This is a genomic window from Klebsiella sp. 1SOBk5mer, assembly GCF_046603115.1.
GTDB classification, from domain to species: domain Bacteria; phylum Pseudomonadota; class Gammaproteobacteria; order Enterobacterales; family Enterobacteriaceae; genus Klebsiella; species Klebsiella quasipneumoniae.
Genome location: NZ_JBKIUU010000012.1, coordinates 1 through 24299, shown reverse-complemented (window position 1 = coordinate 24299; position 24299 = coordinate 1). Strand labels below are relative to the sequence as shown.

Genomic DNA, 24299 nt, shown 5'->3' with positions numbered 1-24299 from the left:
ACTTCACCTACCACTTAATGGGTATATAATTGATTTGTCTGTAATTTTCTAAGTTGTGGAAAACGCTGGCTTTTCCTTTTTGCCGATTTTGTGTACAAGAATTGGGTGGGTCGCGATTGGGGTTGAGTAGAAAACAAGCCGTATTGAATAGAGAGGGTGATATGACAGCAGCGCCGCTTTGGTTGATTCAGAACGTACGCCTGGCAGACCGCGACGGCCTGTGGCAGATAGCGATAGATAAGGGCCGCTTTGGCGAGATCACACCGATGGGGGAGGCGCGGGACGAAAGCTACGAGGTGCTGAACGCTCGCGGCGGACTGGCGATCCCGCCTTTTATTGAGCCGCATATCCATCTGGATACCACCCAGACGGCCGGTGAGCCGAACTGGAACCAGTCCGGCACCTTGTTCGAGGGGATTGAGCGCTGGGCGGAGCGGAAAGCGCTGCTCAGCTATGAGGACGTTAAAGCCCGGGCGTGGAAAACCCTCAAGTGGCAGATCGCCAATGGCGTGCAGTTTGTCCGTACCCATGTCGATGTCTCCGATCCAACGTTGACGGCGCTAAAGGCGATGCTGGAGGTCAAAAAGGAGGTGGCGCCATGGGTCGAGCTGCAGATTGTCGCTTTTCCGCAGGAGGGGATCCTCTCTTACCCCAACGGCGAGGCGCTGCTGGAAGAGGCCCTGAAGCTGGGGGCGGATGTCGTCGGGGCGATCCCGCACTTTGAGTTCACCCGTGAATATGGGGTGGAATCGCTGCATATCGCCTTTCGACTGGCGCAGAAATATGACCGCCCGCTGGATATTCACTGCGATGAAATTGACGATGAACAGTCGCGCTTTGTTGAAACCGTTGCCGCGCTGGCGCTGAAGGCGGGGATAGGGCCACGGGTGACGGCCAGCCATACCACCGCCATGCACTCCTATAATGGCGCCTATACCTCGCGCCTGTTCCGCCTGCTAAAGCTCTCCGGCATCAACTTTGTCGCCAATCCGCTGGTCAATATTCATCTGCAGGGCCGGTTTGACGACTACCCGAAGCGACGGGGCATTACCCGGGTGAAGGAGCTGATGGCGGCGGGGATCAACGTTTGCTTTGGTCATGATGATGTCTTTGACCCGTGGTACCCGCTGGGGACCGGTAATATGCTGCAGGTCCTGCATATGGGGCTGCACGTTTGCCAGCTGATGGGCTACCAGCAGATTAACGACGGCCTGCAGCTTATCACTGACAACAGCGCTCGCACGTTTGGCCTGGCCGATTACGGCATCGTCAGCGGCAACCCGGCTAACCTGATCATCCTCCCGGCGGAGAATGGCTTTGAGGCGGTACGCTGCCAGGTGCCGGTGCGCTGGTCAATTCGCCAGGGAAGGGTGATCGCGATTACCCAGCTGGCGCAAACCTGGATCCAGACCGACCGCGGTGGCGAGGCGCTCTCTTTTATGAGGAACAGCCCCCTTGCGAACGCAAAGGGGCCGAAGGCTTAGTGAGACGCCGCCTGCGCGTTGTTCTGGCGGTGACGGGAGACGAAGCCGAGGATAAAGCACATCACGAACACCACGGCGTAGAGGCCGTTAGCGGTGTGCAGCGCTGCCAGCGGACCGCTGGCAGCCACAATCGGGCCGGTAACCACGAAAGTCAGCATGGTGCCGATGGTGCCGCAGGTGAGGATAAAGTTCACCAGCTTTGGTGAAGCGACTTTAGTTTGCTGCGAACCGAGCGTAATGATCGAGGTGTAGATGGCGCTGGAGAAGAAGCCCAGGGTCAGAATAAACCACGGCATATGCTCCGGCGAACCATTGATAAACAGGTACATCAGCACCGTCGCGAGGCCGGCGAGGACGGTTAAGATGCGCTGCAGGTCGAAGAAGCGCAGGATAAAGCTGAATGACCACATGCCGATCATGTAGGACATCCAGAAATCGCTCACCAGTTTACCGGCATCGCCGAGGCTCATGCCCAGGCTCTTGGCATATTCCGGTACCCAGGAGATAAAGCCCAGCTGACCGAGGATGTAGCACAGCGCCGCGACGGAGAGGAACAGCACGCCGATGCCCCACTTCTCTTTCACCACCGGCTGGCTGTTTTCGCTCTGCGCTTTTTTGCCGAGCACCGGGAAGTCACAGCCGAATGTCAGGACGAAAATAGCGACATACACCAGACCGATACAGGCGTAGACCCAGTACCACTCGATGCTGCGCGCCAGCAGGACCGCGGCGACCATCGGAAAAATCATTCCCGCCATGCTAAAGAAGGAGTCGGTAAACAGCAGACGCGCCCCGCGCTGACGGCCTTCATACATATGGGTGATCAGGAAGGTCCCGATCGACATGGTGATCCCGCTGACCAGGCCGAGAACGAACATCGACGCGGAGAACAGCGCCAGGCTGTGGCTGAGCATCAGGCCGGCCACCGCCAGCACCATTAAAATAAAGCCAAAACGCAGCTGAGTTTTCAGCGGCACGATCTCCATCAGCCAGGCATTGAGGAAGATGGAGATCAGAATACCGGCGTTCAGGAAGGTAAAGGTGTTGCTCATACTGGAAACGGGCAGATGGAAATAATCCGCAATGTTACCCATCACCATACCGGTGACGATCACCAACGCGCCGGTCAGGGCGTAGGAGAAGAAGCTGATCCATGTGAGCTTAATACGGTTGCTGTTAGTCATGACTGGCCTGTGAATAGAAAGGTAAAGCGCGTTGACGCTGCGCCGGGCGGACAGATTTTAGTCGTTCAGGTGATGTAATTAAATGTTTATTGTGAAATACGTTATCTTTTGCATGTTTTAATGTGACTTGCATCACGCTTTTTTCGACGCCAGGGAGAACGTTTGCGCGGTTACAATTATTACAGCTAAGTAAAATTTGGTAAAAGGCTGGCCCAGGATGCAAAGGCTCTTTAGAATCAAGGCACTCGCTTTTATTCTGCTCCGTTAAGGAATTTCCATGCTCAAATCAACACTGGCGGCGATGGCTGCCGTTTTCGCCATTTCAGCTTTCTCCCCGGCCATGGCGGCAAAGGGCGATCCGCATGTGCTGCTGACCACCTCGGCAGGTAACATTGAGCTTGAGTTAAACAGCCAGAAAGCCCCGATTTCCGTGGATAACTTCCTGAAGTACGTTAACAGCGGCTTCTACAACAACACCACCTTCCACCGCGTGATCCCGGGATTCATGGTGCAGGGCGGCGGCTTTAACGAGCAGATGCAGCAGAAACAGCCTAACCCGCCGATCAAGAATGAAGCAGACAACGGCCTGCGCAACACCCGCGGCACCATCGCGATGGCGCGTACCGCCGATCAGGATAGCGCCACCAGCCAGTTCTTTATCAACGTGGCGGATAACGCCTTCCTCGACCATGGCCAGCGCGACTTTGGCTATGCGGTGTTTGGCAAGGTAGTCAAAGGCATGGACGTTGCGGATAAGATCTCCCAGGTCCAGACCCATAACGTCGGCCCATACCAGAATGTGCCGTCTAAACCGGTTGTTATCCTCTCTGCGAAAGTGCTGCCCTAATCCTCCCGCGGCGCGGTGGTTTATCGCCGCGCCCGGTTGCCTCCCGGCATAACCTGTAATTGCTGCTTATACTTGTGGCACACAGGGGACGATAAGGGGGGCGACGATGCGTCCACTCACCGATAAGCAAAAATCCCGGCTCTGGGAACAGACACGTAATAGCAATTTTCAGGCCAGCCGTCGCCTCGAAGGCGTATCGGTGCCGCTGGTTACGCTGACTGCCGAGGAGGCGCAGGCTCGCCTCGCGACGCTGCGGAGGGAGTATGAGCGATAAATTTGGCGATGAACGCGATCCTTACCTCTATCCGGCGCTGAACGTCCTGCGCAACCGCCTCGGCATCCGCCAGGCTAAAACGCTGCAGCAGGCTGCCCTGGAGATGACGTCCCTGCGGGCGGCCACTCTGCCGCTGGGCCCGCGGGTGCGCGGCTTACCCTATCTGTGCGCTATTCATCATCAGCTGTATCAGGATCTGTTTGACTGGGCGGGTAGGCTGCGTGAAGTGAACCTCTACCTGGGCGATACGCCGTTCTGCCACTTTGCCCGCATCGAAGAGGAGGGGAATGCCCTGATGCAGGCTCTGGAGCAGGAGGATTATCTCTGCGGTCTGCCGCGGGATACCTTTATCGAACGCCTGAGCTGGTTCTATGGTGAAATTAATGTGCTGCACCCTTTTCGTCTCGGCAATGGCCTGACCCAGCGCATTTTCTTTGAACAGCTGGCGATACATGCCGGCTACCTTCTTGACTGGCGTGACGTCGATCCTGCCGCCTGGAGCACCGCCTGTCAGCAGGGCGCGATGGGCGATCCGGACCCGCTGGCGGCGATCTTTCGCAAAGTGGTAAGCGAAGCGCGGGAATCTGAGTAGAATAGCCCGGTTTGATTGTTCCGGAGCCGCTATGATCCTGCTTATCGATAACTATGACTCTTTCACCTGGAATCTGTATCAGTACTTTTGCGAACTGGGGGCGGTAGTGCTGGTCAGGCGCAACGATGCGTTGACGCTGGAGGAGATAGCGTCGCTGGCGCCGGAGAAGATAGTGATTTCGCCTGGTCCCTGTACGCCGGATGAAGCGGGGATTTCCCTCGCGGTAATCCGTCACTATGCAGGGAAAACGCCGCTGCTGGGCGTCTGCCTCGGGCATCAGGCGATAGCCCAGGCGTTTGGCGCGACCATTGTGCGGGCGGCGCAGGTGATGCATGGAAAAACCTCGCTTATCGAGCATAACGGCGAAGGGGTGTTTCTGGGGCTGAATAATCCTTTGACGGTGACCCGCTATCATTCGCTGGTGATTGACCCGCCGACGCTGCCGCCTGAGTTTATCGTCACCGCCCGCAGCGCCAGCGGTGAGATTATGGGGATCCGTCATCGCGACTGGGATCTCGAGGGCGTGCAGTTCCATCCGGAAAGCATCCTCAGCGAACAGGGCCATCAATTGCTGGCGAACTTTATTAAGCGGTGATTTCGGTTGCCATTGACTGATTTTTTATGCATATTTTGTGATTAGATTATCATAATCGCATCTGCATAACGAAGAGGGATGGGCAAGACATGGCAACTGAACAACCGGCAATCACCCGCGCCACATTCGATGAAGTTATTTTGCCAATTTATGCACCGGCAGAATTCATCCCGGTAAAGGGAAAAGGCAGCCGCGTCTGGGATCAGCAGGGCAAAGAGTATGTTGATTTCGCCGGCGGTATCGCGGTGACGGCGCTCGGCCATTGCCACCCGGCGCTGGTGGCGGCGCTCCACGAGCAGGGCGAAACGCTGTGGCATACCAGCAACGTCTTTACCAATGAGCCAGCGCTGCGCCTGGGACGTAAACTTGTCGATGCCACCTTCGCCGAGCGAGTGGTGTTTATGAACTCCGGTACCGAAGCCAATGAAACGGCCTTTAAGCTGGCGCGTCACTATGCGGTGACCCGCCATAGCCCGTACAAAACCAAAATCATCGCTTTCCATAATGCCTTTCATGGTCGCTCCCTGTTTACCGTCTCCGTCGGCGGGCAGCCGAAGTACTCCGATGGTTTCGGCCCGAAACCGGCGGATATTGTCCATGTTCCCTTCAACGACCTGCAGGCGGTAAAAGCGGTGATGGATGACCACACCTGCGCGGTGGTGGTGGAGCCGATTCAGGGCGAAGGCGGCGTGACGGCAGCGACGCCGGCGTTCCTGCAGGGGCTGCGCGAACTGTGCGATCAACACCAGGCGCTGTTAGTCTTTGATGAAGTGCAGTGCGGAATGGGGCGTACCGGATCGCTGTTTGCCTATATGCACTATGGCGTAACCCCGGATATTCTCACCAGCGCCAAAGCGCTGGGCGGCGGTTTCCCGGTCAGCGCCATGTTGACTACCCACGAGATCGCCAGCGCCTTCCATGCGGGTTCCCATGGCTCAACCTACGGCGGCAACCCGCTGGCCTGCGCGGTCGCCAACGCCGCTTTCGATCTGATCAATACCCCGGCGGTGCTGGATGGCGTGAACGCCAAACGCGAACTGTTCGTCAAACACCTGCAGCAGCTGGATGCCGAGTTTGATCTGTTCAGTGATATTCGCGGGATGGGCCTGCTGATTGGCGCCGAACTCAAGCCGCAGCACAAGGGCCGCGCGCGTGATTTTCTCTATGCCGCTGCGGAAGCCGGCGTCATGGTGCTTAACGCCGGGCCGGACGTGATGCGTTTTGTTCCCTCGCTGATCATCGAAGAGCAGGATATTGCCGAGGGGATGGCGCGCTTTGCCCAGGCCGTGGCAAAGGTGATTAACGGCTGATCTTCCGCAGCCAGATGCCGTGATGCGGCCGCTGACGCCATGCCACTGACGAAATGGTGTGCATGGTGTTCAGATGGCCCAGAATGCGTTGCAGATGCTGCTCCAGGGTGCTTAACGGACCGATCGGCACCTCGCTTTCCGGTGACTCCATAATATTGACATCCCCTGCGCTGCCGGGGCCATCGCTGTCCAGCCGCTGCTGACAGCGCTGCAGGGCAATCTCACAGGATTCGAGATAGCGCTGGGCAAGATCCGGGGTGAGCATCGTATGCTCCCGGGCCAAAGTGGTCATGGCGTTGATGTGTTCGACGATAAACTGGCTGTGCGTCACCCATAGCTTCATATCTTCCAGGTAGTGGGTATTAAACCCGGGCTCCTGCATCGCCTGATTCAGGGAGTTGTAGAGCGCGTTGTGCGCCTGATTGACGCGCATGCGTTGGTAGGCCAGCGCGGGCGCTTTGGGGTCGGGACTGAGGATCAGGCGAATCGCCTGCTGGTCGGCCTCCAGCGCATCGTGGGCGTTTTTTTTCAGCAGGCCGCTCTGCCACTGCGGCCACAGCCAGACCATCCCGCCGAAGGCGATCAGGCAGCCGATCAGCGTGTCCATCAGCCGGGCGATAATAAACTGTTCGCCGTTAAGCGTCAGCAGCTGCAGGGTATATACCGCCGTCACCGTAAACCCCACCATCGCCCAGCCATAGTGTTTGCGGATGATCAGATAGCTGAGCAGGGTGATCAGCAGCATCCCGCTCAGGGTATAGCTCTCCGGAACGTGAAAGTGCAAGGTCAGCCCGGCGATGATCAGGCCGGCGAGCGTCCCCGCCGCCCGGTGGACAATACGTACCCGCGTGGCGCCATAGCCGTTCTGTGTCACGAAGAGGACGGTCATCAGGATCCAGTAGGGCTTCGGCAAATGCAGGGCGTTGCCCATCAGGCTGGCGATGCTCAGCATCACGCTGATGCGGGCGGCGTTGCGCAGCGCGGGCGACTTCAGCGACAGATAGTTCTTTAGCGCGGGAAACAACGGTAAACGACGCTCTTTGTCAGCCATCAGATCCCGGGCATACAGTGGGCGCTGGGTATGCAGCACCCGGGCGATGCGGCTGAAGTGCCAGGCGCAGAAGTGGCCGACCGGGTTATCCGGATGCTGGCGGGCGATTTTTTCCAGGGCGCCGATCTGTTTATCCATCTGGAAACGCTGCGGAAAACGATGATAGAGCATGTCATCCGCCAGCACCCGCAGGCGGGCGGCGACGGTCTGCGCGTTCCAGCGGATCACCGCTTCGGCATGGCTGCGCTCAACCAGCTTTTGCACCTCTTCCGGCTGATGCAGGCTGACCGAAATATGCTCCTGTAGATCCAGCCCCATCTGGAACGCTCGCAGAAGACGTTTGTGGTCGTTACGTTGGTTGGCGGCCAGCATATGCATCTGCTGATAGCATTGGGTGATTAAATCGACCACCTTCTGCTGGCGGATGAGCAGCGGCGGCAGGGCGGTCGAGGGATCGGTATGCTGGGTCAATAGGCTATATTTGGCTTCGCAATAATTGGCCAGTTCCCGGTAGAGCAGACTGAGCGACTCCCGCAGCGGCTGTTCGCGCCACAGCCAGAACCAGAACCAGTTAAACACGCCGTACCATAGCGTGCCGAAGGCGTAGATCAACAGCGGCTCCCAGACGGGCATATTGCCCGCCAGGCTCAGGGTAAAGATGGCGGCGATCAGCGACGCGGGCAGCAGGCGCGCGTGCAGCGAACTGATTTCCGCGGTGACGCCGAGCAATAGCGCCAGGCCGCTGAGAATAAGCGGCAAAGGTATGGTCTGGGCGAGCAGCAGCTGCACCACCAGGCTGCATCCGGCAAACAGACAGCCGCCGATAATCAGACGCTTAAAAAAGCGCTTATGCGGAGTGTCGAGACCGGCGATATTGCAGCAGGCGGGAACTAAGGAAAACAGGAGTCCCTGCTGGAGATGGCCGAGCAGAAGACCGATGGCCACAGGCAGACACAGCACCAGCGTTTGCCGCAGTGCATAGTTGACTTCCGGGTGGTAAATCAGCCTGCGCCACATGAGGGAAAAACAAAAACGGCGTACTGCAGGAGCAATACGCCGCTTAGCAACTTAACGGGTGCCGTAGACGACGATAGTTTTACCGTGGGCGGAAATCAGGTTCTGATCTTCCAGCATTTTCAAAATACGGCCAACGGTTTCACGAGAACAGCCGACGATCTGACCAATTTCCTGACGGGTAATTTTAATTTGCATACCGTCCGGGTGGGTCATGGCATCGGGTTGCTTCGCCAGGTTCAGCAGCGTCTGGGCGATACGGCCCGTCACGTCGAGGAAAGCGAGGTTGCCCACTTTCTCAGACGTCACCTGCAGACGGCGAGCCATTTGCGAAGAGAGACGCATCAGAATGTCCGGGTTCACCTGGATCAGCTGACGGAATTTCTTATAAGAGATCTCGGCCACTTCACATGCGGTTTTCGCCCGTACCCAGGCGCTACGCTCCTGACCCTCTTCAAACAGGCCTAATTCACCGATGAAATCGCCCTGGTTGAGGTAGGAGAGGATCATCTCTTTACCTTCTTCATCCTTGATGAGTACAGCCACGGAGCCTTTAACGATGTAGTACAGCGTTTCTGCTTTCTCACCCTGGTGGATCAGCGTGCTCTTTGATGGGTACTTATGAATGTGGCAATGAGACAAGAACCATTCAAGGGTAGGGTCTGTTTGCGGTTTGCCAAGCACCATGCGCGGTTATCCTCTGTTATAAGCTATCTCCGGGCGCCGACACTACACGGCGTCCGGGCATGCAATCGTATTGTTTCCCTATACCTGGGAAGCTGGCTGATGATTTTTCGACAGCCGGTAATGTGAACTCCTCTGCATACATGCAGTACATCAATGTATTACTGTAGCATCCAGACTGTTTTAGCATAGCTTTCGCCGCATGTCTCCTGGTGTCTCGCTTCAGCATGACGCAGGTCGCCTTCCGTTGCGAGAATTGTTATGTGCGCGTAATCTGACAGGAATATTGCGATACTGGAGTTAAATTTTATGCAAGCGCGTGTGAAATGGGTTGAAGGGTTAACCTTTATCGGGGAGTCCGCGTCAGGACACCAGATTCTGATGGATGGCAACTCCGGAGATAAGGCGCCCAGCCCGATGGAGATGGTGCTGATGGCGGCGGGCGGTTGCAGTGCGATCGATGTGGTCTCTATTTTGCAAAAAGGGCGTCACGACGTGACCAACTGCGAAGTGAAGCTGACCTCTGAGCGTCGGGAAGAGGCGCCGCGCCTGTTCACGCATATTAATCTGCACTTTATCGTCACCGGTAAGGCGCTGAAAGATGCCGCAGTCTCCCGCGCGGTGGATCTGTCGGCAGAGAAATACTGCTCGGTGGCGCTGATGCTGGAAAAAGCGGTGAAGATCACCCACTCCTATGAAGTGATCGAGGCGTAGTCTTCGCCTGCTGATGTGAATTATCTCAACCCCGGCCTGGCCGGGGTTTTTTCTGTTAGCCGATCTTTCGGCCTTCCATCAGACGCTCGACCAGCGGCGCCATAATAAGCTCCATCGCCAGCCCCATTTTACCGCCCGGCACCACCAGGGTGTTCATGTGCGAAATAAACGAGCCCTGTAGCATCGCCAGCAGCCAGGGGAAGTCGATGTTCTGCAGATTGCGGAAATGGATCACCACAAAGCTCTCGTCCAGAGAGGGGATCGCTTTCGCGGCAAACGGGTTGGAGGTGTCCACCGTCGGCACGCGCTGGAAGTTGATGTGGGTGCGGGAAAACTGCGGGGTGATGAAGTTAATGTAATCTTCCATCGATCGGACGACAGAGTCCATCACCGCCTCCCGGGAGTGGCCGCGTTCGCTGGTGTCGCGAATGAGTTTCTGGATCCACTCCAGGTTAACGATAGGCACGACCCCGACCAGCAGGTCGACATGGCTGGCGACATCATGCTGCGGCGTGACAACCCCGCCGTGCAGCCCCTCATAGAACAGCACGTCCGTCGGCTCCGGCAGCGGCTGCCATGGGGTGAAGGTTCCCGGCACCTGATTCCACGGCACGGCTTCGTCATAGGTGTGCAGGTATTTACGCGACTGGCCTTTGCCATGGCGGCCATAGTCGACAAAGGTCTGCTCCAGCAGGCCGAAGTCGTTCGCCTCCGGGCCAAAGTAGCTGATATGTTTGCCCTGATCCCGCGCTTTGCGGATCGCCATGTCCATTTCCGGGCGGGTGTAGCGATGAAAGCTGTCGCCTTCCACCTCCGCGGCGTGAAGATTTAGCTGCGCGAAGATTTTGCGAAAGGCGAGGCTGGTGGTGGTAGTGCCCGCGCCGCTGGAGCCCGTGACGGCGATCACCGGATGTTTGGCAGACATAACAACTCCCTGGTTAAACGATGTAGTGGCGTCGCCTTAGCCGTTAAACAGGGCGCGCGGCATAATATTGACCGTCTCATGCAGTTCCGACCACACGAGGACCGCCTCTCCGCGTTTCAGCTGCTGTTTTACATCGGCGACTTTATCGGCAAGTGAACGTTCATGTTCACCATAATCGGTGCCTTCGCGTAACACAAAGCTTTCAATCAGGTTATCCAGCGTTTCGGGATCCAGATCCTGCCAGGGAATAATCATACGGGAACCTCCAGCCAGCGGTTTAACCAGTCGGGAATGCGTCTTTCCAGCCACATCTCCGGTTTACGCAGGGTGCCGCCGACGAAGCCGACGTGGCCGCCTTGTTCAGTCAATTGATACTCAACGTTCGCCGGCAGTTGCTCCTGCGGGGGAATGGAGTGGTGGTCCATAAACGGGTCGTCTTTCGCATGGATGATGAGCGTCGGCTTAGTGATATCGCTGAGCCGCGGCATAGCGCTGCATTGCCGGTAATAATCCAGCGCATCGGCGAAACCATGGATTTTGGCGGTGATCATGTCGTCAAATTCCCGGATGCGGCGCATCCCTTTGAGCTGGCGTAAATCGACGGGCAGCGAGCCAGGATACGCTTTCAGCTTACGTGAGGCGTTGGCTTTTAACAGATTGAGCAGATAGCGCTGATAAACTCGCGAGAAGCCCTTATCCATATGATAGCTGCAGGCTTCCAGCATGAAAGGCGCGGAAACGATCACCGCCGCATCCAGCGGGCAGCGGTCGCCTTCTTCTGCCAGCAGGCAGCCCAGCATGTTGCCGCCCAGCGAATAGCCGACGGCGGCGGTCGGCGCGGGGCCAAACTCGCGCTGCAGCCAGTGGAGAAACCAGGTGCCATCTTCCGTTTCGCCGGAGTGATAGATGCGGTGATTGCGGTTAGGTTCGCCGCTGCAGCCGCGAAAGTGCATGACCACGCCCAGCCAGCCGCGCTGCATCGCCGCGTGGATCAGGCCATGGGCATACGGGCTGTGCAGACTCCCTTCCAGACCATGAAAGACGACGAGGCGCGGCTTGTGGCGCGCCTGGTGCGGGTCTTCGCTCCAGGCGAGATCGACAAAATCGCCGTCCGGCAGCTCAAGGCGCTGCCAGTGCGGGGTAAAGCGCAATTTACGGCGGATCAGCCGCGGCAGCATGGTTTGCAGATGACGATTGCCCACGCCGCGCATGGGATGGAACTCACGCGAATCGTTTTCGGGGGGCGTCATGTCTGTGGGGATGATTTCAACCATAGCACCAGAATAATTAATAAACGTGATGATGACTATACCGCGCAGGGCGCGCGGGAGTTAGCCAATATGTGGTCTTGTGGCCAATGACGCCCGGTGACACCGAAAACAAACCATTGATGTCATTGATGGCCTGAGCATGGGAATGGCAGAAACCCATTCTGCCCGCGCCGTCGCAGGCAGAATGATGAGGCGGCGTTAGCCTTCCTGAAGCATGCGCTCCAGCTGCTCTTGAGCCTCCAGCCAGGCCATTTCGCACTCTTCCAGCCCGGATTTCGCGCTGGCCTGCTGCTGCAGGCATTCAGTCAGTTCCGCTTTCCGCGAGGCGTCGTAGAGTTCGCTGTCGCCAAGTTTCTCTTCCGCACTGGCCAGCTGCGCGTTGAGCTTGTCCATCTCTTTCTCCAGACGGGCGATCTCTTTGCGCAGCGGTTGGGTCTGGCTGCGCAGCTCCGCTTCCCGACGCTTCTGGTCTTTGCGCGCTTGCGCGCTGTTGCCGCTCTCTTTTGGCGCGTCGCCGCTCTGGGACTCCTGTTTTTGCGAGTCGCTGAGCCACTGCTGATAATCGTCCAGATCGCCGTCGAACGGTTCGACTTTACCATCGTGGACAAGGTACAGATCGTCGGTGGTGGAGCGGATCAGGTGGCGATCGTGCGATACGACCACCAGCGCCCCTTCAAAGTCGATCAGCGCTTCGGTTAAGGCCTGACGCATATCGAGGTCGAGATGGTTGGTCGGTTCGTCGAGCAGCAGCAGGTTAGGGCGCTGCCAGACGATCAGGGCCAGCACCAGACGCGCCTTTTCTCCACCGGAGAAGCGGCGGGTCTCTTCGCTGACCTTATCCCCCTGGAAACCAAAGCCGCCCAGATAATCGCGCAGCTTCTGCTCCAGCTCCTGCGGCGCCAGGCGCGCCAGGTGCTGCAGCGGCGACTCATCGGCGCGCAGGAACTCCAGCTGATGCTGGGCGAAGTAGCCGAGCTTGATGCCTTTGGCGAGGCCGATCTCGCCGCTCACGGGCTGGAGTTCGCCAGCCAGCAGCTTAATCAGCGTCGATTTCCCTGCGCCGTTGCGGCCCAGCAGGCCGATACGCGACCCCGGCACCAGATTGAGCTTAATGGAGTCGAGGATAATACGCTCGCCATAGCCGGCGCTGACTTTCTCCATCTTCAGCAGCGGGTTTGGCAGGCTCTCCGGCTGGCGGAAGCTGAAGTGGAACGGGTTATCCACGTGCGCCGGGGCGATGAGTTCCATCCGCTCCAGCATTTTAATACGGCTCTGCGCCTGCTTGGCTTTGGTGGCTTTGGCGCGGAAGCGATCGATATAGCTTTGCAGATGCGCGACACGCTGCTGCTGGCTTTCGTACATCGCCTGCTGCTGAGCGAGCCGGGTGGCGCGCTGCACTTCAAACGAGCTGTAGTTGCCGGTGTACTCAAACATCGTCTGCTGTTCGATATGGATAATTTTGTCGACGATAGGATCGAGGAAATCGCGATCGTGGGAGATCAGGATCAGCGTCCCCGTGTAGCCCTTCAGCCACTTCTCCAGCCAGATCACCGCATCAAGGTCGAGGTGGTTAGTCGGTTCATCGAGCAGCAGCAGATCGGAGCGGCAGATCAGCGCTTGCGCGAGGTTAAGACGCATACGCCAGCCGCCGGAAAAATCGCTGACCGGCCGCTCGAGCTGTTCATTGCTGAAACCCAGGCCGTGCAGCAGGCTGGCGGCGCGGGAGCGGATGGTCCAGGCGTCGATGGCGTCCAGCTTGCCGTGGACGGTGGCGATGGCATGGCCGTCGTTGCGCTCGTTAGCCTGCTGGAGCGCGGCTTCCAGCTGGCGATATTCGCGATCGCCGTCAATGACATAATCGATTGCCGGCTGCGGCAGGGCCGGGGTTTCCTGATTCACCCAGGCCAGCTGCCAGTTGCCGGGAAAGGTCATACTGCCGCCGTCAGCGCTTATCTCGTTTTTCAAAAGCGATAGCAGCGTCGATTTCCCGCAGCCGTTTTTCCCCACCAGACCGACCTTCTGGCCAGGGTTGATGGTAGCGGTGGCGTTGTCCAGCAGGACGCGTACGCCGCGACGAATTTGTAACGAGGAGAAAACAATCATAAGGCGCCGTATGTTCAGACTATGTTAATTTGTCATTATGATAATGTAGTGTGGAAGCGAATCGCTTCACCGGGCCGCCATGGTAGCCCAAAACGAAGACGATACACAAAGTCATTCTGGCTGTGTCAAAACGCCAGGGCTGTGCAGGCCGCCAGAAGACCTACGGGAGGGGAATGATGTCTCAGACAGCGAAAGTGTTGCTGCTGTATGCCCACCCAGAATCTCAGGATTCCGTGGCCAACCGGGTTTTATTACAACCGGCCTTACAGTTGCCAAACGTCACCGTGCACGATCTCTACGCGCACTATCCGGATTTTTTTATCGATATTGCTCACGAACAGGACCTGCTGCGCCAGCATGAGGTGATCGTTTTCCAGCATCCTTTATATACCTGGAGCTGTCCGGCGCTGCTCAAGGAGTGGCTGGATCGTGTCTTAAGCCGCGGCTTCGCCAGCGGCGCCGGAGGGAACGAACTGGCGGGAAAGTACTGGCGCAGCGTGATCACCACCGGCGAACCTGAGAGCGCCTACCGTCGCGATGCGAATCGCTATCCGATGAACGATATTTTACGTCCTTTTGAACTGACCGCCGGCATGTGCCGTATGCACTGGATGAGCCCCATTATCGTCTACTGGGCCCGGCGGCAACAGCCAGAGGAGCTACGCAGCCGCGCCCTGGCCTATCGGGACTGGCTGGCCAACCCCCTTGCCGCCGGAGGTGTCCATGGCGGGATTTGATTTGCTGCTGGCGGGGGTGCTGTTTTTGTTCGCGGCCGTTATCGCCGTCCCTCTGGCTTCAAGACTGGGGATTGGCGCGGTGCTGGGCTATCTGCTGGCCGGGATCGCCATTGGTCCGTGGGGGCTCGGGTTTATCAGCGATGTGGATGAAATTCTCCATTTCTCTGAACTCGGCGTGGTGTTTCTGATGTTTATCATCGGCCTGGAGCTCAATCCCGCCAAGCTATGGCGGCTGCGAAGCTCCATCTTCGGCGTTGGCGCGGCGCAGGTGATGCTCAGCGCGGCGATCCTCGGCGGTCTGTTGATGACGACAGGATTTTCATGGCAGGCGGCGGTGGTCGGCGGGATCGGCCTGGCGATGTCCTCTACCGCGATGGCACTGCAGCTGATGCGCGAGAAGGGAATGAGCCGCAGCGAATCAGGGCAGTTAGGCTTTTCGGTCCTGCTGTTTCAGGATCTGGCGGTGATCCCGGCGCTGGCGCTGGTGCCTCTGCTGGCGGGTTCCGCGGATGAGCATGTGAACTGGCTAACGGTCGGCATGAAGGTCCTGGCGTTTGCCGGGATGCTGATTGGCGGACGCTACTTACTGCGGCCGGTGTTCCGCTTTATCGCCAGCTCCGGGGTCAGGGAAGTGTTCACTGCCGCCACGCTGCTGCTGGTCCTTGGATCAGCCCTGTTTATGGAGGCGCTGGGGCTGTCGATGGCGCTGGGTACTTTTATCGCCGGCGTGCTGCTGGCGGAAAGTGAGTATCGCCATGAACTGGAGATCGCCATCGATCCGTTCAAGGGGCTGCTGCTTGGGTTGTTCTTTATCTCCGTCGGTATGGCGCTGAACCTTGGCGTGCTGTACACCCATCTGCTGTGGGTGGCAGTGAGCGTGGCGGTGCTGGTGGCGGTAAAAATGCTGGTGCTCTATCTGCTGGCCCGTCTCTATGGCCTGCGGAGTTCCGAGCGTATGCAGTTTGCGGGCGTATTAAGCCAGGGCGGCGAGTTCGCGTTTGTCCTCTTTTCGCTGCCCGCTTCTCAGCGGTTGTTCCAGCACGACCAGATGGCGCTGCTGCTGGTGGCCGTCACCTTGTCGATGATGACCACGCCGCTGCTGATGAAAGGGATCGATAAGATACTGTCGCGACGCCTGAATCCAGCGGAGGATACCGATGAGGCGCCGTGGGTAGAGGACGATAAACCGCAGGTGATTATTGTTGGCTTTGGCCGTTTCGGCCAGGTCATCGGTCGCCTGCTGATGGCCAATAAGATGCGTATTACGGTGCTGGAGCGAGACATCAGCGCGGTGAATCTGATGCGCAACTATGGCTATAAAGTCTATTTTGGCGACGCCACCCAGCTGGAGCTGCTGCGCTCGGCGGGGGCGGAGGAGGCGCAGTCGATCGTCATTACCTGTAATGAGCCGGAAGACACCATGCGGCTGGTGGAGATGTGTCAACAACACTTTCCACATCTGCACATCCTGGCGCGCGCTCGCGGGCGCGTCGAGGCGCATGAGCTTCTGCAGGCCGGCGTGACGCAGTTTTCCCGTGAGACTTTCTCCAGCGCGCTGGAGCTGGGGCGTAAAGCGCTCATCACCCTCGGGATGCATCCTCACCAGGCCCAGCGCGCGCAGCTGCACTTCCGACGCCTCGATATGCGAATGCTGCGTGAGTTAATGCCGGTGCATACTGATACGGTACAGATATCACGCGTGCGGGAAGCCCGGCGCGAACTGGAAGAGATTTTTCAGCGCGAAATGCAGAAAGAGAGCCGGCAGCTGGACGGCTGGGACGAGTTTGAATAAAGGTAAATCATATGGCAGTACGTAAACGTTTTATTGCCGGGGCGAAATGTCCGGCGTGCCAGGCGCAGGATTCACTGGCGATGTGGCGTGAAAATAATGTCGATGTTGTTGAATGCGTTAAGTGCGGTCATCAGATGCGTGAGGCGGATAAAGAGGCCCGTGAGCATGTACGCAAAGAGGAGCAGGTGATTGGCATTTTTCATCCCGACTAGCGTTATCCGTCGGCTTTTTTTAAGCTAAAGGGTACACGGCAGCAGAATTCCGCTACAATCTGCGCCACTATTCTTCCCATCTCAGGAGATATCATGAAAGTAGCAAAAGACCTGGTGGTCAGCCTGGCCTATCAGGTACGTACAGAAGACGGTGTGTTGGTTGATGAGTCTCCGGTAAGCGCGCCGCTGGATTACCTGCACGGTCACGGCTCCCTGATTTCCGGCCTGGAAAACGCGCTGGATGGCCACGAAGTGGGCGACAAATTTGACGTAGCCGTTGGCGCTAACGACGCTTACGGTCAGTATGACGAAAACCTGGTGCAGCGTGTACCGAAAGACGTCTTCATGGGCGTTGATGAACTGCAGGTTGGCATGCGCTTCCTGGCGGAAACCGATCAGGGTCCGGTACCCGTAGAGATTACTGAAGTTGAAGACGACCACGTTGTGGTTGATGGCAACCACATGCTGGCAGGCCAGAACCTGAAGTTCAATGTGGAAGTTGTCGCCATCCGCGAAGCGACCGCTGAAGAGCTGGAGCACGGTCACGTGCACGGCGCGCATGGTCATGATCACGACCACGATCATGGTCACGATGGCTGCTGCGGCGGTCACGGTCACGACCACGATCATGGCCACGACCATGGTAAAGGCGGCTGCGGCGGCCACGGTGGCTGCGGTTGCCACTAATCTTCGCGCTTCGGCACGAAGACGACAAAAAAGCGGGGAGACCCGCTTTTTTTACGCCTCAATAATGCGGCGGCGGCGTCTCTTCGGCCTGGGAGGCGATATGGGAGGGTTGGGTCGCCTTCAGCTTCTCGATCATCAGACGCATATGCTCGCGCATCTTCGCCATCTCAATCTCGTGGGCGGTCACGGTTTTATTGAGGTCTTCGATGGTGATTTCCTGAAACGCCAGCCGGCTTTCCAGCTCCGCAAGGCGCGTTTCTAATGTGCTATCGTGCATGGGTAACCTCTTTAGTCTGATCCTGCGGGCGGATTCTACTTAAGTTTCCCCCGGCGCGCAGCATCGCTGCGTCCTACAGGAAACTTATTCATACAAAAATAGTCCTAAAAGAGGCGATATTCAGGAACGTCCGTATGTAGATTTTAACGGCGACGTTCTATAGTACGTTTTTTGCTTTTTACGATAACCCTGGGGTGAGAGGCCCCGGCCCTGGAGAAATGGATGAAATCACTGTTTAAAGTAACGCTGCTGGCGACCACAATGGCCGTCGCCCTGAATGCACCGCTGACCTTTGCTGCAGATACCGCGGCGAAAGCAGCCCCGGCGGCTGAGAGTAAATCGGCATTTAAAAATGACGATCAGAAATCGGCCTATGCGCTGGGCGCGTCCCTGGGGCGTTACATGGAAAACTCCCTGAAAGAACAAGAAAAACTCGGCATTAAGCTGGATAAAGCCCAGCTGATCGCCGGCGTACAGGACGCGTTTGCCGATAAGAGCAAACTGTCCGACCAGGAGATCGAACAGACTCTGCAGGCCTTTGAAACGCGCGTGAAGACCGCGGCTCAGCAGAAAATGGAAAAAGACGCCACTGAGAACGAAACCAAAGGTAAAGCTTTCCGCGACAGCTTTGCCAAAGAGAAGGGCGTGAAAACGTCGAAAACTGGCCTGCTGTATAAAGTCGAGAAAGAAGGCACTGGCGATGCGCCGAAAGACAGCGACACCGTGGTGGTTAACTACAAAGGTACGCTGATCGACGGCAAAGAGTTTGATAACTCTTATACCCGCGGCGAGCCGCTCTCTTTCCGTCTCGACGGGGTGATCCCGGGCTGGACTGAAGGCCTGAAGAACATCAAGAAAGGCGGCAAAATCAAGCTGGTCATTCCGCCAGATCTGGCCTACGGCAAAACCGGCGTCCCGGGCATCCCGGCCAACTCTACGCTGGTCTTTGATGTAGAGCTGCTGGATATCAAACCGGCGCCGAAGGCAGATGCTCAGCCGGAAGCCGCTGGCGATGCGAAAGCCGCGGACGCGAAAGCTGACGCTAAGAAGTAATCGGGTTCAGGCCGCCGTCTCGTCAGAGGCGGCGGCTTTTTTATTGAGCGCAGATATAATTAAAACTGGAAAGATCCTCAGGCGCTGTATTACTTTAGATAGCTTAATAATGATGATGAGCCTGCCCTGACAATAACGACAGGCTCCTGAAAAGGAGTGCTTTTTTTCATGTCCAGGTCGCTTTTAACCAACGAAACCAGCGAGCTTGACCTGCTGGATCAACGTCCCTTTGACCAGACCGATTTCGATATTCTTAAATCTTATGAAGCGGTGGTGGACGGGTTGGCGATGCTCATCGGTTCGCACTGTGAAATCGTGCTGCATTCTTTGCAGGATCTGAAATGCTCTGCCATCCGTATCGCCAATGGTGAACATACCGGCCGCCAAATCGGTTCACCGATTACCGATCTTGCGCTGCGCATGCTGCACGATATGACGGGCGCCGATAGCAGCGTTTCCAAATGCTACTTTACCCGCGCCAAAAGCGGCGTCCTGATGAAGTCGGTGACGATTGCCATCCGCAACCGCGATCACCGGGTGATTGGTCTGCTGTGCATCAATATGAATCTGGATGTGCCGTTTTCCCAGATCATGAGCACCTTTATTCCGCCAGAAACGCCCGAGGTTAACTCGCCGGTGAACTTTGCTTCCTCGGTTGACGATCTGGTCGCCCAGACTCTGGAATTCACCATCGAAGAGGTGAATGCCGATCGCAGCGTATCCAACAATGCTAAAAACCGTCAAATCGTGCTGAATCTCTACGAGAAAGGGATCTTCGATATTAAAGACGCCATTAACCAGGTGGCCGATCGTCTGAACATCTCCAAGCACACCGTCTACCTCTATATTCGCCAGTTCAAAAGCGGCGATTTCCAGGGGCTGGATAAGTAATGCGTTTTGCCCTCACGGTGACCGGCCCTGCCTATGGCACGCAGCAGGCGAGCAGCGCCTGGCAATTTGCGCAGGCCGTGCTGCAGGAAGGCCATGAGCTGGCGTGCGTTTTTTTCTATCGCGAAGGCGTGCTTAACGCTAACCAGCTGACGGCGCCCGCCAGCGATGAGTTCGATCTGGTGCGCGGGTGGCAATCCCTCCACGATGAGCACGGCGTCGCGCTGCATATCTGCGTGGCGGCCGCCCTGCGTCGTGGCGTAACGGACGAGCGCGAAGCGCAACAGCTCGCTCTGCCTGGCCATAATCTGCAGCCGGGTTTTACGTTGAGCGGACTTGGCGCGCTGGCGGAAGCGGCGCTTACTTGCGATCGGATGGTACAGTTTTGATGAAACGTGTGGCTTTCGTTTTTTCCTCCGCGCCGCACGGCAGCGCCGCCGGCAGGGAAGGCCTCGACGCCTTATTAGCCACCTCCGCCCTCACCGACGGGATTGGCGTGTTTTTCGTGGGCGACGGCGTGTTTCAGCTGTTGCCCGCTCAGCGGCCTGGCGCTGTGCTGGCCCGCGATTACATCGCCACTTTTAAACTGCTGTCGCTATATGATATCGACCAGTGTTGGCTGTGCGCGGAGTCGGCGCGAGAGCGCGGCCTGGACCCCGCGACCCCGTGGGTGGTGGATGTCGAATGCCTGGCGCCGGATGCCCTGCGCGCCCGTCTGCATGAATTTGATGTGATTTTGCGTTTCTGAGGCCCCCATGCTCCATACGCTCAGTGTTTCTCCCTGGCATGCCGATATCGCAGCAATGCTTCGCTTGATGGAGCAGGGTGACGATCTGTTACTGCTGTCTGATGGCATCGCGGCGGCTATCGCCGGCGGTCGCTTCCTTGAGATCCTGCAATCCGCCCCCATAACCCTTTACGTGCTGCAAGACGACGTTGACGCCCGCGGGCTAACTGGTCAAATTGCGGACAGTGTCGGCAGGGTTAGCTATACTGATTTCGTCAGACTCACAGTCAAACATGCCGGTCAGTTGGCCTGGTGATGGCGGGATCGTTGTATATTTCTTGACACCTTTTCGGCACCGCCCTAAAATTCTGCGTCCTCATAATATATGAGGCGATTTATTACGTGTTTACGAAGCAAAAGCTAAAACCAGGAGCTATTTAATGGCAACAATTAACCAGCTGGTACGCAAACCACGCGCGCGCAAAGTTGCAAAGAGCAACGTGCCAGCGCTGGAAGCCTGCCCGCAGAAACGTGGCGTATGTACTCGCGTATATACCACCACTCCTAAGAAACCGAACTCCGCACTGCGTAAAGTTTGCCGTGTGCGTCTGACTAACGGTTTCGAAGTCACCTCCTACATCGGTGGTGAAGGTCACAACCTGCAGGAGCACTCCGTGATCCTGATCCGTGGCGGTCGTGTTAAAGACCTTCCGGGTGTTCGTTACCACACCGTTCGTGGTGCGCTTGACTGCTCCGGCGTTAAAGACCGTAAGCAGGCTCGCTCCAAGTACGGCGTGAAGCGTCCTAAGGCTTAATGGTTCTCCGTTAAGTAAGGCCAAACTGATTTATCTTAATGTCATACTAAACTCTTAGAGTTTTGGACAATCCTGAATTAACAACGGAGTATTTCCATGCCACGTCGTCGCGTCATTGGTCAGCGTAAAATTCTGCCGGATCCGAAGTTCGGATCAGAACTGCTGGCTAAATTTGTCAATATCCTGATGGTAGATGGTAAAAAATCTACTGCAGAAACTATCGTATACAGCGCGCTGGAGACCCTGGCTCAGCGTTCTGGTAAATCTGAACTGGAAGCCTTCGAAGTTGCGCTCGAAAACGTGCGCCCGACTGTCGAAGTTAAGTCCCGCCGCGTAGGTGGTTCTACTTATCAGGTTCCAGTTGAAGTTCGTCCGGTCCGTCGTAATGCCCTGGCAATGCGTTGGATCGTTGAAGCTGCTCGTAAACGCGGTGATAAATCCATGGCTCTGCGCCTGGCGAACGAACTCACTGATGCTGCAGACAACAAAGGTACTGCAGTTAAGAAACGTGAAGACGTTCACCGTATGGCCGAAGCCAACAAGGCGTTCGCTCACTACCGTTGGTAATCCCTTCGGAGTCATAGTCACCAGGCGGGCGCTTCAGATGAGTCGCCCGCTCTGGATAACTTAACTGAACGCCTAAAGAAATAAACGAGGAATCAAATGGCTCGTACAACACCCATCGCACGCTACCGTAACATCGGTATCAGTGCGCACATCGACGCCGGTAAAACCACTACTACCGAACGTATTCTGTTCTACACCGGTGTAAACCACAAAATCGGTGAAGTTCATGACGGCGCCGCTACCATGGACTGGATGGAGCAGGAGCAGGAACGTGGTATCACCATCACTTCCGCTGCGACTACTGCATTCTGGTCTGGTATGGCTAAGCAGTATGAACCGCACCGTGTAAACATCATCGACACCCCGGGGCACGTTGACTTCACTATCGAAGTAGAACGTTCCATGCGTGTTCTTGATGGTGCGGTAATGGTTTACTGCGCAGTTGGTGGTGTTCAGCCGCAGTCTGAAACCGTATGGCGTCAGGCAAACAAATATAAAGTTCCGCGCATCGCGTTCGTTAACAAAATGGACCGCATGGGCGCTAACTTCCTGAAAGTTGTTGGTCAGATCAAAACCCGTCTGGGCGCGAACCCGGTTCCGCTGCAGCTGGCAATTGGTGCTGAAGAAGGTTTCACCGGCGTTGTTGACCTGGTGAAAATGAAAGCCATCAACTGGAACGATGCAGACCAGGGCGTAACCTTCGAATACGAAGATATCCCGGCTGACATGCAGGATCTGGCTGACGAATGGCACCAGAACCTGATCGAGTCCGCAGCTGAAGCTTCTGAAGAGCTGATGGAAAAATACCTGGGTGGTGAAGAACTGACTGAAGAAGAGATCAAAAAAGCTCTGCGTCAGCGCGTTCTGAACAACGAAATCATCCTGGTAACCTGTGGTTCTGCGTTCAAGAACAAAGGTGTTCAGGCGATGCTGGATGCGGTAATTGACTACCTGCCATCCCCTGTTGACGTTCCGGCGATCAACGGCATCCTGGACGACGGTAAAGATACTCCGGCTGAGCGTCACGCAAGCGACGACGAGCCGTTCTCTGCACTGGCGTTCAAAATCGCTACTGACCCGTTCGTGGGCAACCTGACCTTCTTCCGCGTGTACTCCGGTGTGGTTAACTCTGGTGATACCGTACTGAACTCCGTGAAAGCTGCACGTGAGCGTTTCGGTCGTATCGTACAGATGCATGCTAACAAACGTGAAGAGATCAAAGAAGTTCGCGCGGGCGACATCGCTGCTGCAATCGGTCTGAAAGACGTAACTACTGGTGACACCCTGTGTAACCCGGATGCGCCGATCATTCTGGAGCGTATGGAATTCCCTGAGCCGGTAATCTCCATCGCCGTTGAGCCGAAAACCAAAGCTGACCAGGAAAAAATGGGTCTGGCTCTGGGTCGTCTGGCTAAAGAAGACCCGTCTTTCCGCGTATGGACTGACGAAGAGTCTAACCAGACCATTATCGCCGGTATGGGTGAGCTGCACCTCGACATCATCGTTGACCGTATGAAGCGTGAATTCAACGTTGAAGCGAACGTCGGTAAACCTCAGGTTGCTTACCGTGAAGCAATTCGCGCGAAAGTTACCGATATCGAAGGTAAACACGCCAAGCAGTCTGGTGGTCGTGGTCAGTACGGTCACGTTGTGATCGACATGTACCCGCTGGAGCCGGGCTCTAACCCGAAAGGTTACGAGTTCATCAACGACATCAAAGGTGGTGTAATTCCTGGCGAATACATCCCGGCCGTTGATAAAGGCATCCAGGAACAGCTGAAAGCTGGTCCGCTGGCAGGTTACCCGGTAGTTGATATGGGTATCCGTCTGCACTTCGGTTCTTACCACGACGTTGACTCCTCTGAGCTGGCGTTTAAACTGGCTGCGTCTATTGCCTTTAAAGAAGGCTTTAAGAAAGCAAAACCAGTTCTGCTTGAGCCGATCATGAAGGTTGAAGTAGAAACTCCGGAAGAGAACACTGGTGACGTTATCGGTGACTTGAGCCGTCGTCGCGGTATGCTGCGCGGTCAGGAATCCGAAGTAACCGGCGTTAAGATCCACGCTGAAGTACCGCTGTCCGAAATGTTCGGTTATGCAACTCAGCTGCGTTCTCTGACCAAAGGTCGTGCATCATACACTATGGAATTCCTGAAGTATGATGATGCGCCGAACAACGTTGCTCAGGCCGTTATTGAAGCCCGTGGTAAATAATCCACAGGATTAAAACCTAAGTCCCGTGCTCTCTCCGAAGGGGAGAGCACTATAGTAAGGAATATAGCCGTGTCTAAAGAAAAATTTGAACGTACAAAACCGCACGTCAACGTTGGTACTATCGGCCACGTTGACCATGGTAAAACTACCCTGACTGCTGCCATCACTACCGTTCTGGCTAAAACCTACGGTGGTTCCGCTCGCGCATTCGACCAGATCGATAACGCGCCGGAAGAAAAAGCTCGTGGTATCACCATCAACACCTCTCACGTTGAATATGACACC

The 24299-nt window shown here is 56.6% G+C and carries 28 protein-coding genes; 20 read left to right on the top strand and 8 right to left on the bottom strand.

The features are described from left to right. Nucleotides 1-161: 161 nt before the first annotated feature. On the top strand, nt 162-1484 hold the full coding sequence (locus ACLH1U_RS21255; protein WP_121936537.1) for a cytosine deaminase: 1323 nt from the start codon (nt 162-164) through the stop codon (nt 1482-1484). Here ACLH1U_RS21255 and tsgA read toward each other — a convergent pair. Further along, nucleotides 1481-2668 carry an MFS transporter TsgA gene (gene tsgA / locus ACLH1U_RS21250; protein WP_004202192.1) on the bottom strand — a complete coding sequence of 396 codons (1188 nt, stop codon included), beginning with the start codon at nt 2666-2668 and terminating at the stop codon, nt 1481-1483. The genes ACLH1U_RS21255 and tsgA overlap by 4 nt on opposite strands. 277 nt (nt 2669-2945) lie before the next feature. On the opposite strand from tsgA, the gene ppiA reads away from it, so the two are divergent. The 5 genes from ppiA (at nt 2946) to ACLH1U_RS21225 (ending at nt 6286) form a co-directional block, all read left to right on the top strand. Next, nucleotides 2946-3515: a peptidylprolyl isomerase A gene (gene ppiA / locus ACLH1U_RS21245; RefSeq protein WP_032454218.1), complete on the top strand. Its 570-nt coding sequence runs from the start codon at nt 2946-2948 to the stop codon at nt 3513-3515. A 106-nt stretch (nt 3516-3621) separates the two neighbouring features. Next, entirely contained in the window at nt 3622-3789 is a 168-nt protein-coding gene (locus tag ACLH1U_RS21240) for a YhfG family protein (protein ID WP_004202194.1), read from the top strand. Next, complete coding sequence (locus tag ACLH1U_RS21235) at nt 3779-4381, top strand: putative adenosine monophosphate-protein transferase Fic (RefSeq protein WP_032454217.1); 603 nt, start codon at nt 3779-3781, stop codon at nt 4379-4381. Before ACLH1U_RS21240 ends, ACLH1U_RS21235 begins: the two co-directional genes overlap by 11 nt. Nucleotides 4382-4412: 31 nt before the next feature. Then, nucleotides 4413-4976 (top strand): aminodeoxychorismate synthase component 2, encoded by a 564-nt coding sequence (gene pabA / locus ACLH1U_RS21230; protein WP_411299447.1) that lies wholly within the window; start codon nt 4413-4415, stop codon nt 4974-4976. 89 nt (nt 4977-5065) lie between these two features. Next, nucleotides 5066-6286, top strand: coding sequence for an aspartate aminotransferase family protein (locus tag ACLH1U_RS21225; protein WP_032454216.1), 1221 nt, complete (start codon nt 5066-5068; stop codon nt 6284-6286). On the opposite strand, the gene ACLH1U_RS21220 is transcribed toward ACLH1U_RS21225, so the two are convergent. Both ACLH1U_RS21220 and crp read right to left on the bottom strand, forming a co-directional pair. Next, entirely contained in the window at nt 6276-8354 is a 2079-nt protein-coding gene (locus ACLH1U_RS21220) for a YccS/YhfK family putative transporter (protein ID WP_275256995.1), read from the bottom strand. The genes ACLH1U_RS21225 and ACLH1U_RS21220 overlap by 11 nt on opposite strands. A 51-nt stretch (nt 8355-8405) precedes the next feature. Further along, nucleotides 8406-9038: a cAMP-activated global transcriptional regulator CRP gene (crp, locus tag ACLH1U_RS21215; protein WP_000242758.1), complete on the bottom strand. Its 633-nt coding sequence runs from the start codon at nt 9036-9038 to the stop codon at nt 8406-8408. Nucleotides 9039-9344: 306 nt separating this feature from the next. Here crp and ACLH1U_RS21210 point away from each other — a divergent pair, with 306 nt between their 5' ends. Then, a complete protein-coding gene (locus ACLH1U_RS21210; protein WP_023291180.1) occupies nt 9345-9749 on the top strand; it encodes an OsmC family protein in 405 nt (134 codons plus the stop codon). A gap of 55 nt (nt 9750-9804) precedes the next feature. Here ACLH1U_RS21210 and ACLH1U_RS21205 read toward each other — a convergent pair whose 3' ends face one another. The 4 genes from ACLH1U_RS21205 to ACLH1U_RS21190 all read right to left on the bottom strand — a co-directional run bounded on the left by ACLH1U_RS21205 (nt 9805) and on the right by ACLH1U_RS21190 (nt 14048). Then, complete coding sequence (locus tag ACLH1U_RS21205) at nt 9805-10674, bottom strand: phosphoribulokinase (protein ID WP_004202201.1); 870 nt, start codon at nt 10672-10674, stop codon at nt 9805-9807. A gap of 36 nt (nt 10675-10710) precedes the next feature. Then, complete coding sequence (locus ACLH1U_RS21200; protein ID WP_002920151.1) at nt 10711-10929, bottom strand: YheU family protein; 219 nt, start codon at nt 10927-10929, stop codon at nt 10711-10713. Continuing rightward, nucleotides 10926-11924 carry a hydrolase gene (locus tag ACLH1U_RS21195; RefSeq protein ID WP_072096663.1) on the bottom strand — a complete coding sequence of 333 codons (999 nt, stop codon included), beginning with the start codon at nt 11922-11924 and terminating at the stop codon, nt 10926-10928. Before ACLH1U_RS21195 ends, ACLH1U_RS21200 begins: the two co-directional genes overlap by 4 nt. Before the next feature lie 219 nt (nt 11925-12143). Continuing rightward, a complete protein-coding gene (locus ACLH1U_RS21190; RefSeq protein WP_023291178.1) occupies nt 12144-14048 on the bottom strand; it encodes an ABC transporter ATP-binding protein in 1905 nt (634 codons plus the stop codon). 173 nt (nt 14049-14221) lie between these two features. Between ACLH1U_RS21190 and kefG the strand changes: the two genes are divergently transcribed. The 4 genes from kefG (at nt 14222) to slyD (ending at nt 17476) form a co-directional block, all read left to right on the top strand. Continuing rightward, on the top strand, nt 14222-14785 hold the full coding sequence (gene kefG / locus ACLH1U_RS21185) for a glutathione-regulated potassium-efflux system ancillary protein KefG (protein WP_004202208.1): 564 nt from the start codon (nt 14222-14224) through the stop codon (nt 14783-14785). After that, nucleotides 14772-16577 carry a glutathione-regulated potassium-efflux system protein KefB gene (gene kefB, locus ACLH1U_RS21180; protein ID WP_004202210.1) on the top strand — a complete coding sequence of 602 codons (1806 nt, stop codon included), beginning with the start codon at nt 14772-14774 and terminating at the stop codon, nt 16575-16577. The genes kefG and kefB overlap by 14 nt, the downstream gene beginning before the upstream one ends. A gap of 11 nt (nt 16578-16588) precedes the next feature. Then, nucleotides 16589-16789, top strand: coding sequence for a YheV family putative zinc ribbon protein (locus ACLH1U_RS21175; RefSeq protein WP_002920143.1), 201 nt, complete (start codon nt 16589-16591; stop codon nt 16787-16789). Nucleotides 16790-16882: 93 nt separating this feature from the next. Then, on the top strand, nt 16883-17476 hold the full coding sequence (slyD, locus tag ACLH1U_RS21170) for a peptidylprolyl isomerase (protein WP_004202213.1): 594 nt from the start codon (nt 16883-16885) through the stop codon (nt 17474-17476). 58 nt (nt 17477-17534) lie between these two features. On the opposite strand, the gene ACLH1U_RS21165 is transcribed toward slyD, so the two are convergent. Continuing rightward, nucleotides 17535-17753 carry a protein SlyX gene (locus tag ACLH1U_RS21165; RefSeq protein WP_002920136.1) on the bottom strand — a complete coding sequence of 73 codons (219 nt, stop codon included), beginning with the start codon at nt 17751-17753 and terminating at the stop codon, nt 17535-17537. A 222-nt stretch (nt 17754-17975) separates the two neighbouring features. Here ACLH1U_RS21165 and fkpA point away from each other — a divergent pair, with 222 nt between their 5' ends. The 9 genes from fkpA to ACLH1U_RS21120 form a co-directional block, all read left to right on the top strand. After that, a complete protein-coding gene (gene fkpA, locus ACLH1U_RS21160; protein ID WP_004202215.1) occupies nt 17976-18806 on the top strand; it encodes an FKBP-type peptidyl-prolyl cis-trans isomerase in 831 nt (276 codons plus the stop codon). A 168-nt stretch (nt 18807-18974) separates the two neighbouring features. After that, nucleotides 18975-19697 carry a transcriptional regulator gene (locus ACLH1U_RS21155; protein ID WP_002920130.1) on the top strand — a complete coding sequence of 241 codons (723 nt, stop codon included), beginning with the start codon at nt 18975-18977 and terminating at the stop codon, nt 19695-19697. Beyond that, on the top strand, nt 19697-20083 hold the full coding sequence (gene tusD / locus ACLH1U_RS21150) for a sulfurtransferase complex subunit TusD (RefSeq protein WP_002920128.1): 387 nt from the start codon (nt 19697-19699) through the stop codon (nt 20081-20083). The genes ACLH1U_RS21155 and tusD overlap by 1 nt, the downstream gene beginning before the upstream one ends. Further along, complete coding sequence (tusC, locus tag ACLH1U_RS21145; protein WP_085551787.1) at nt 20083-20442, top strand: sulfurtransferase complex subunit TusC; 360 nt, start codon at nt 20083-20085, stop codon at nt 20440-20442. Before tusD ends, tusC begins: the two co-directional genes overlap by 1 nt. A gap of 7 nt (nt 20443-20449) precedes the next feature. Continuing rightward, nucleotides 20450-20737: a sulfurtransferase complex subunit TusB gene (tusB, locus tag ACLH1U_RS21140; protein ID WP_085551788.1), complete on the top strand. Its 288-nt coding sequence runs from the start codon at nt 20450-20452 to the stop codon at nt 20735-20737. A 124-nt stretch (nt 20738-20861) separates the two neighbouring features. Next, on the top strand, nt 20862-21236 hold the full coding sequence (gene rpsL / locus ACLH1U_RS21135; protein WP_002920115.1) for a 30S ribosomal protein S12: 375 nt from the start codon (nt 20862-20864) through the stop codon (nt 21234-21236). A gap of 96 nt (nt 21237-21332) precedes the next feature. Next, nucleotides 21333-21803: a 30S ribosomal protein S7 gene (rpsG, locus tag ACLH1U_RS21130; protein WP_002920113.1), complete on the top strand. Its 471-nt coding sequence runs from the start codon at nt 21333-21335 to the stop codon at nt 21801-21803. Between the two features lie 96 nt (nt 21804-21899). Beyond that, nucleotides 21900-24014, top strand: a complete 2115-nt coding sequence (gene fusA, locus ACLH1U_RS21125) for an elongation factor G (protein WP_023291175.1) — start codon at nt 21900-21902, stop codon at nt 24012-24014. A 69-nt stretch (nt 24015-24083) separates the two neighbouring features. After that, a partial coding sequence (locus ACLH1U_RS21120) for a GTP-binding protein (RefSeq protein WP_227545090.1) occupies nt 24084-24299 on the top strand: 216 nt, incomplete at its 3' end.

Coding starts and splice junctions, on each gene's coding strand:
- ACLH1U_RS21220 (WP_275256995.1), bottom strand. CDS start 8,354: ATGTGGCGCAGGCTGATTTACCACCCGGAAGTCAACTATGCACTGCGG.
- ACLH1U_RS21165 (WP_002920136.1), bottom strand. CDS start 17,753: ATGCACGATAGCACATTAGAAACGCGCCTTGCGGAGCTGGAAAGCCGG.
- ACLH1U_RS21225 (WP_032454216.1), top strand. CDS start 5,066: ATGGCAACTGAACAACCGGCAATCACCCGCGCCACATTCGATGAAGTT.
- ACLH1U_RS21200 (WP_002920151.1), bottom strand. CDS start 10,929: ATGATTATTCCCTGGCAGGATCTGGATCCCGAAACGCTGGATAACCTG.
- ACLH1U_RS21255 (WP_121936537.1), top strand. CDS start 162: ATGACAGCAGCGCCGCTTTGGTTGATTCAGAACGTACGCCTGGCAGAC.
- ACLH1U_RS21190 (WP_023291178.1), bottom strand. CDS start 14,048: ATGATTGTTTTCTCCTCGTTACAAATTCGTCGCGGCGTACGCGTCCTG.
- ACLH1U_RS21210 (WP_023291180.1), top strand. CDS start 9,345: ATGCAAGCGCGTGTGAAATGGGTTGAAGGGTTAACCTTTATCGGGGAG.
- ACLH1U_RS21155 (WP_002920130.1), top strand. CDS start 18,975: ATGTCCAGGTCGCTTTTAACCAACGAAACCAGCGAGCTTGACCTGCTG.
- ACLH1U_RS21235 (WP_032454217.1), top strand. CDS start 3,779: ATGAGCGATAAATTTGGCGATGAACGCGATCCTTACCTCTATCCGGCG.
- rpsG (WP_002920113.1), top strand. CDS start 21,333: ATGCCACGTCGTCGCGTCATTGGTCAGCGTAAAATTCTGCCGGATCCG.
- ppiA (WP_032454218.1), top strand. CDS start 2,946: ATGCTCAAATCAACACTGGCGGCGATGGCTGCCGTTTTCGCCATTTCA.
- ACLH1U_RS21175 (WP_002920143.1), top strand. CDS start 16,589: ATGGCAGTACGTAAACGTTTTATTGCCGGGGCGAAATGTCCGGCGTGC.
- pabA (WP_411299447.1), top strand. CDS start 4,413: ATGATCCTGCTTATCGATAACTATGACTCTTTCACCTGGAATCTGTAT.
- kefG (WP_004202208.1), top strand. CDS start 14,222: ATGATGTCTCAGACAGCGAAAGTGTTGCTGCTGTATGCCCACCCAGAA.
- tsgA (WP_004202192.1), bottom strand. CDS start 2,668: ATGACTAACAGCAACCGTATTAAGCTCACATGGATCAGCTTCTTCTCC.
- tusB (WP_085551788.1), top strand. CDS start 20,450: ATGCTCCATACGCTCAGTGTTTCTCCCTGGCATGCCGATATCGCAGCA.
- ACLH1U_RS21195 (WP_072096663.1), bottom strand. CDS start 11,924: ATGACGCCCCCCGAAAACGATTCGCGTGAGTTCCATCCCATGCGCGGC.
- fkpA (WP_004202215.1), top strand. CDS start 17,976: ATGAAATCACTGTTTAAAGTAACGCTGCTGGCGACCACAATGGCCGTC.
- crp (WP_000242758.1), bottom strand. CDS start 9,038: ATGGTGCTTGGCAAACCGCAAACAGACCCTACCCTTGAATGGTTCTTG.
- ACLH1U_RS21205 (WP_004202201.1), bottom strand. CDS start 10,674: ATGTCTGCCAAACATCCGGTGATCGCCGTCACGGGCTCCAGCGGCGCG.
- slyD (WP_004202213.1), top strand. CDS start 16,883: ATGAAAGTAGCAAAAGACCTGGTGGTCAGCCTGGCCTATCAGGTACGT.
- tusC (WP_085551787.1), top strand. CDS start 20,083: ATGAAACGTGTGGCTTTCGTTTTTTCCTCCGCGCCGCACGGCAGCGCC.
- fusA (WP_023291175.1), top strand. CDS start 21,900: ATGGCTCGTACAACACCCATCGCACGCTACCGTAACATCGGTATCAGT.
- tusD (WP_002920128.1), top strand. CDS start 19,697: ATGCGTTTTGCCCTCACGGTGACCGGCCCTGCCTATGGCACGCAGCAG.
- rpsL (WP_002920115.1), top strand. CDS start 20,862: ATGGCAACAATTAACCAGCTGGTACGCAAACCACGCGCGCGCAAAGTT.
- ACLH1U_RS21240 (WP_004202194.1), top strand. CDS start 3,622: ATGCGTCCACTCACCGATAAGCAAAAATCCCGGCTCTGGGAACAGACA.
- kefB (WP_004202210.1), top strand. CDS start 14,772: ATGGCGGGATTTGATTTGCTGCTGGCGGGGGTGCTGTTTTTGTTCGCG.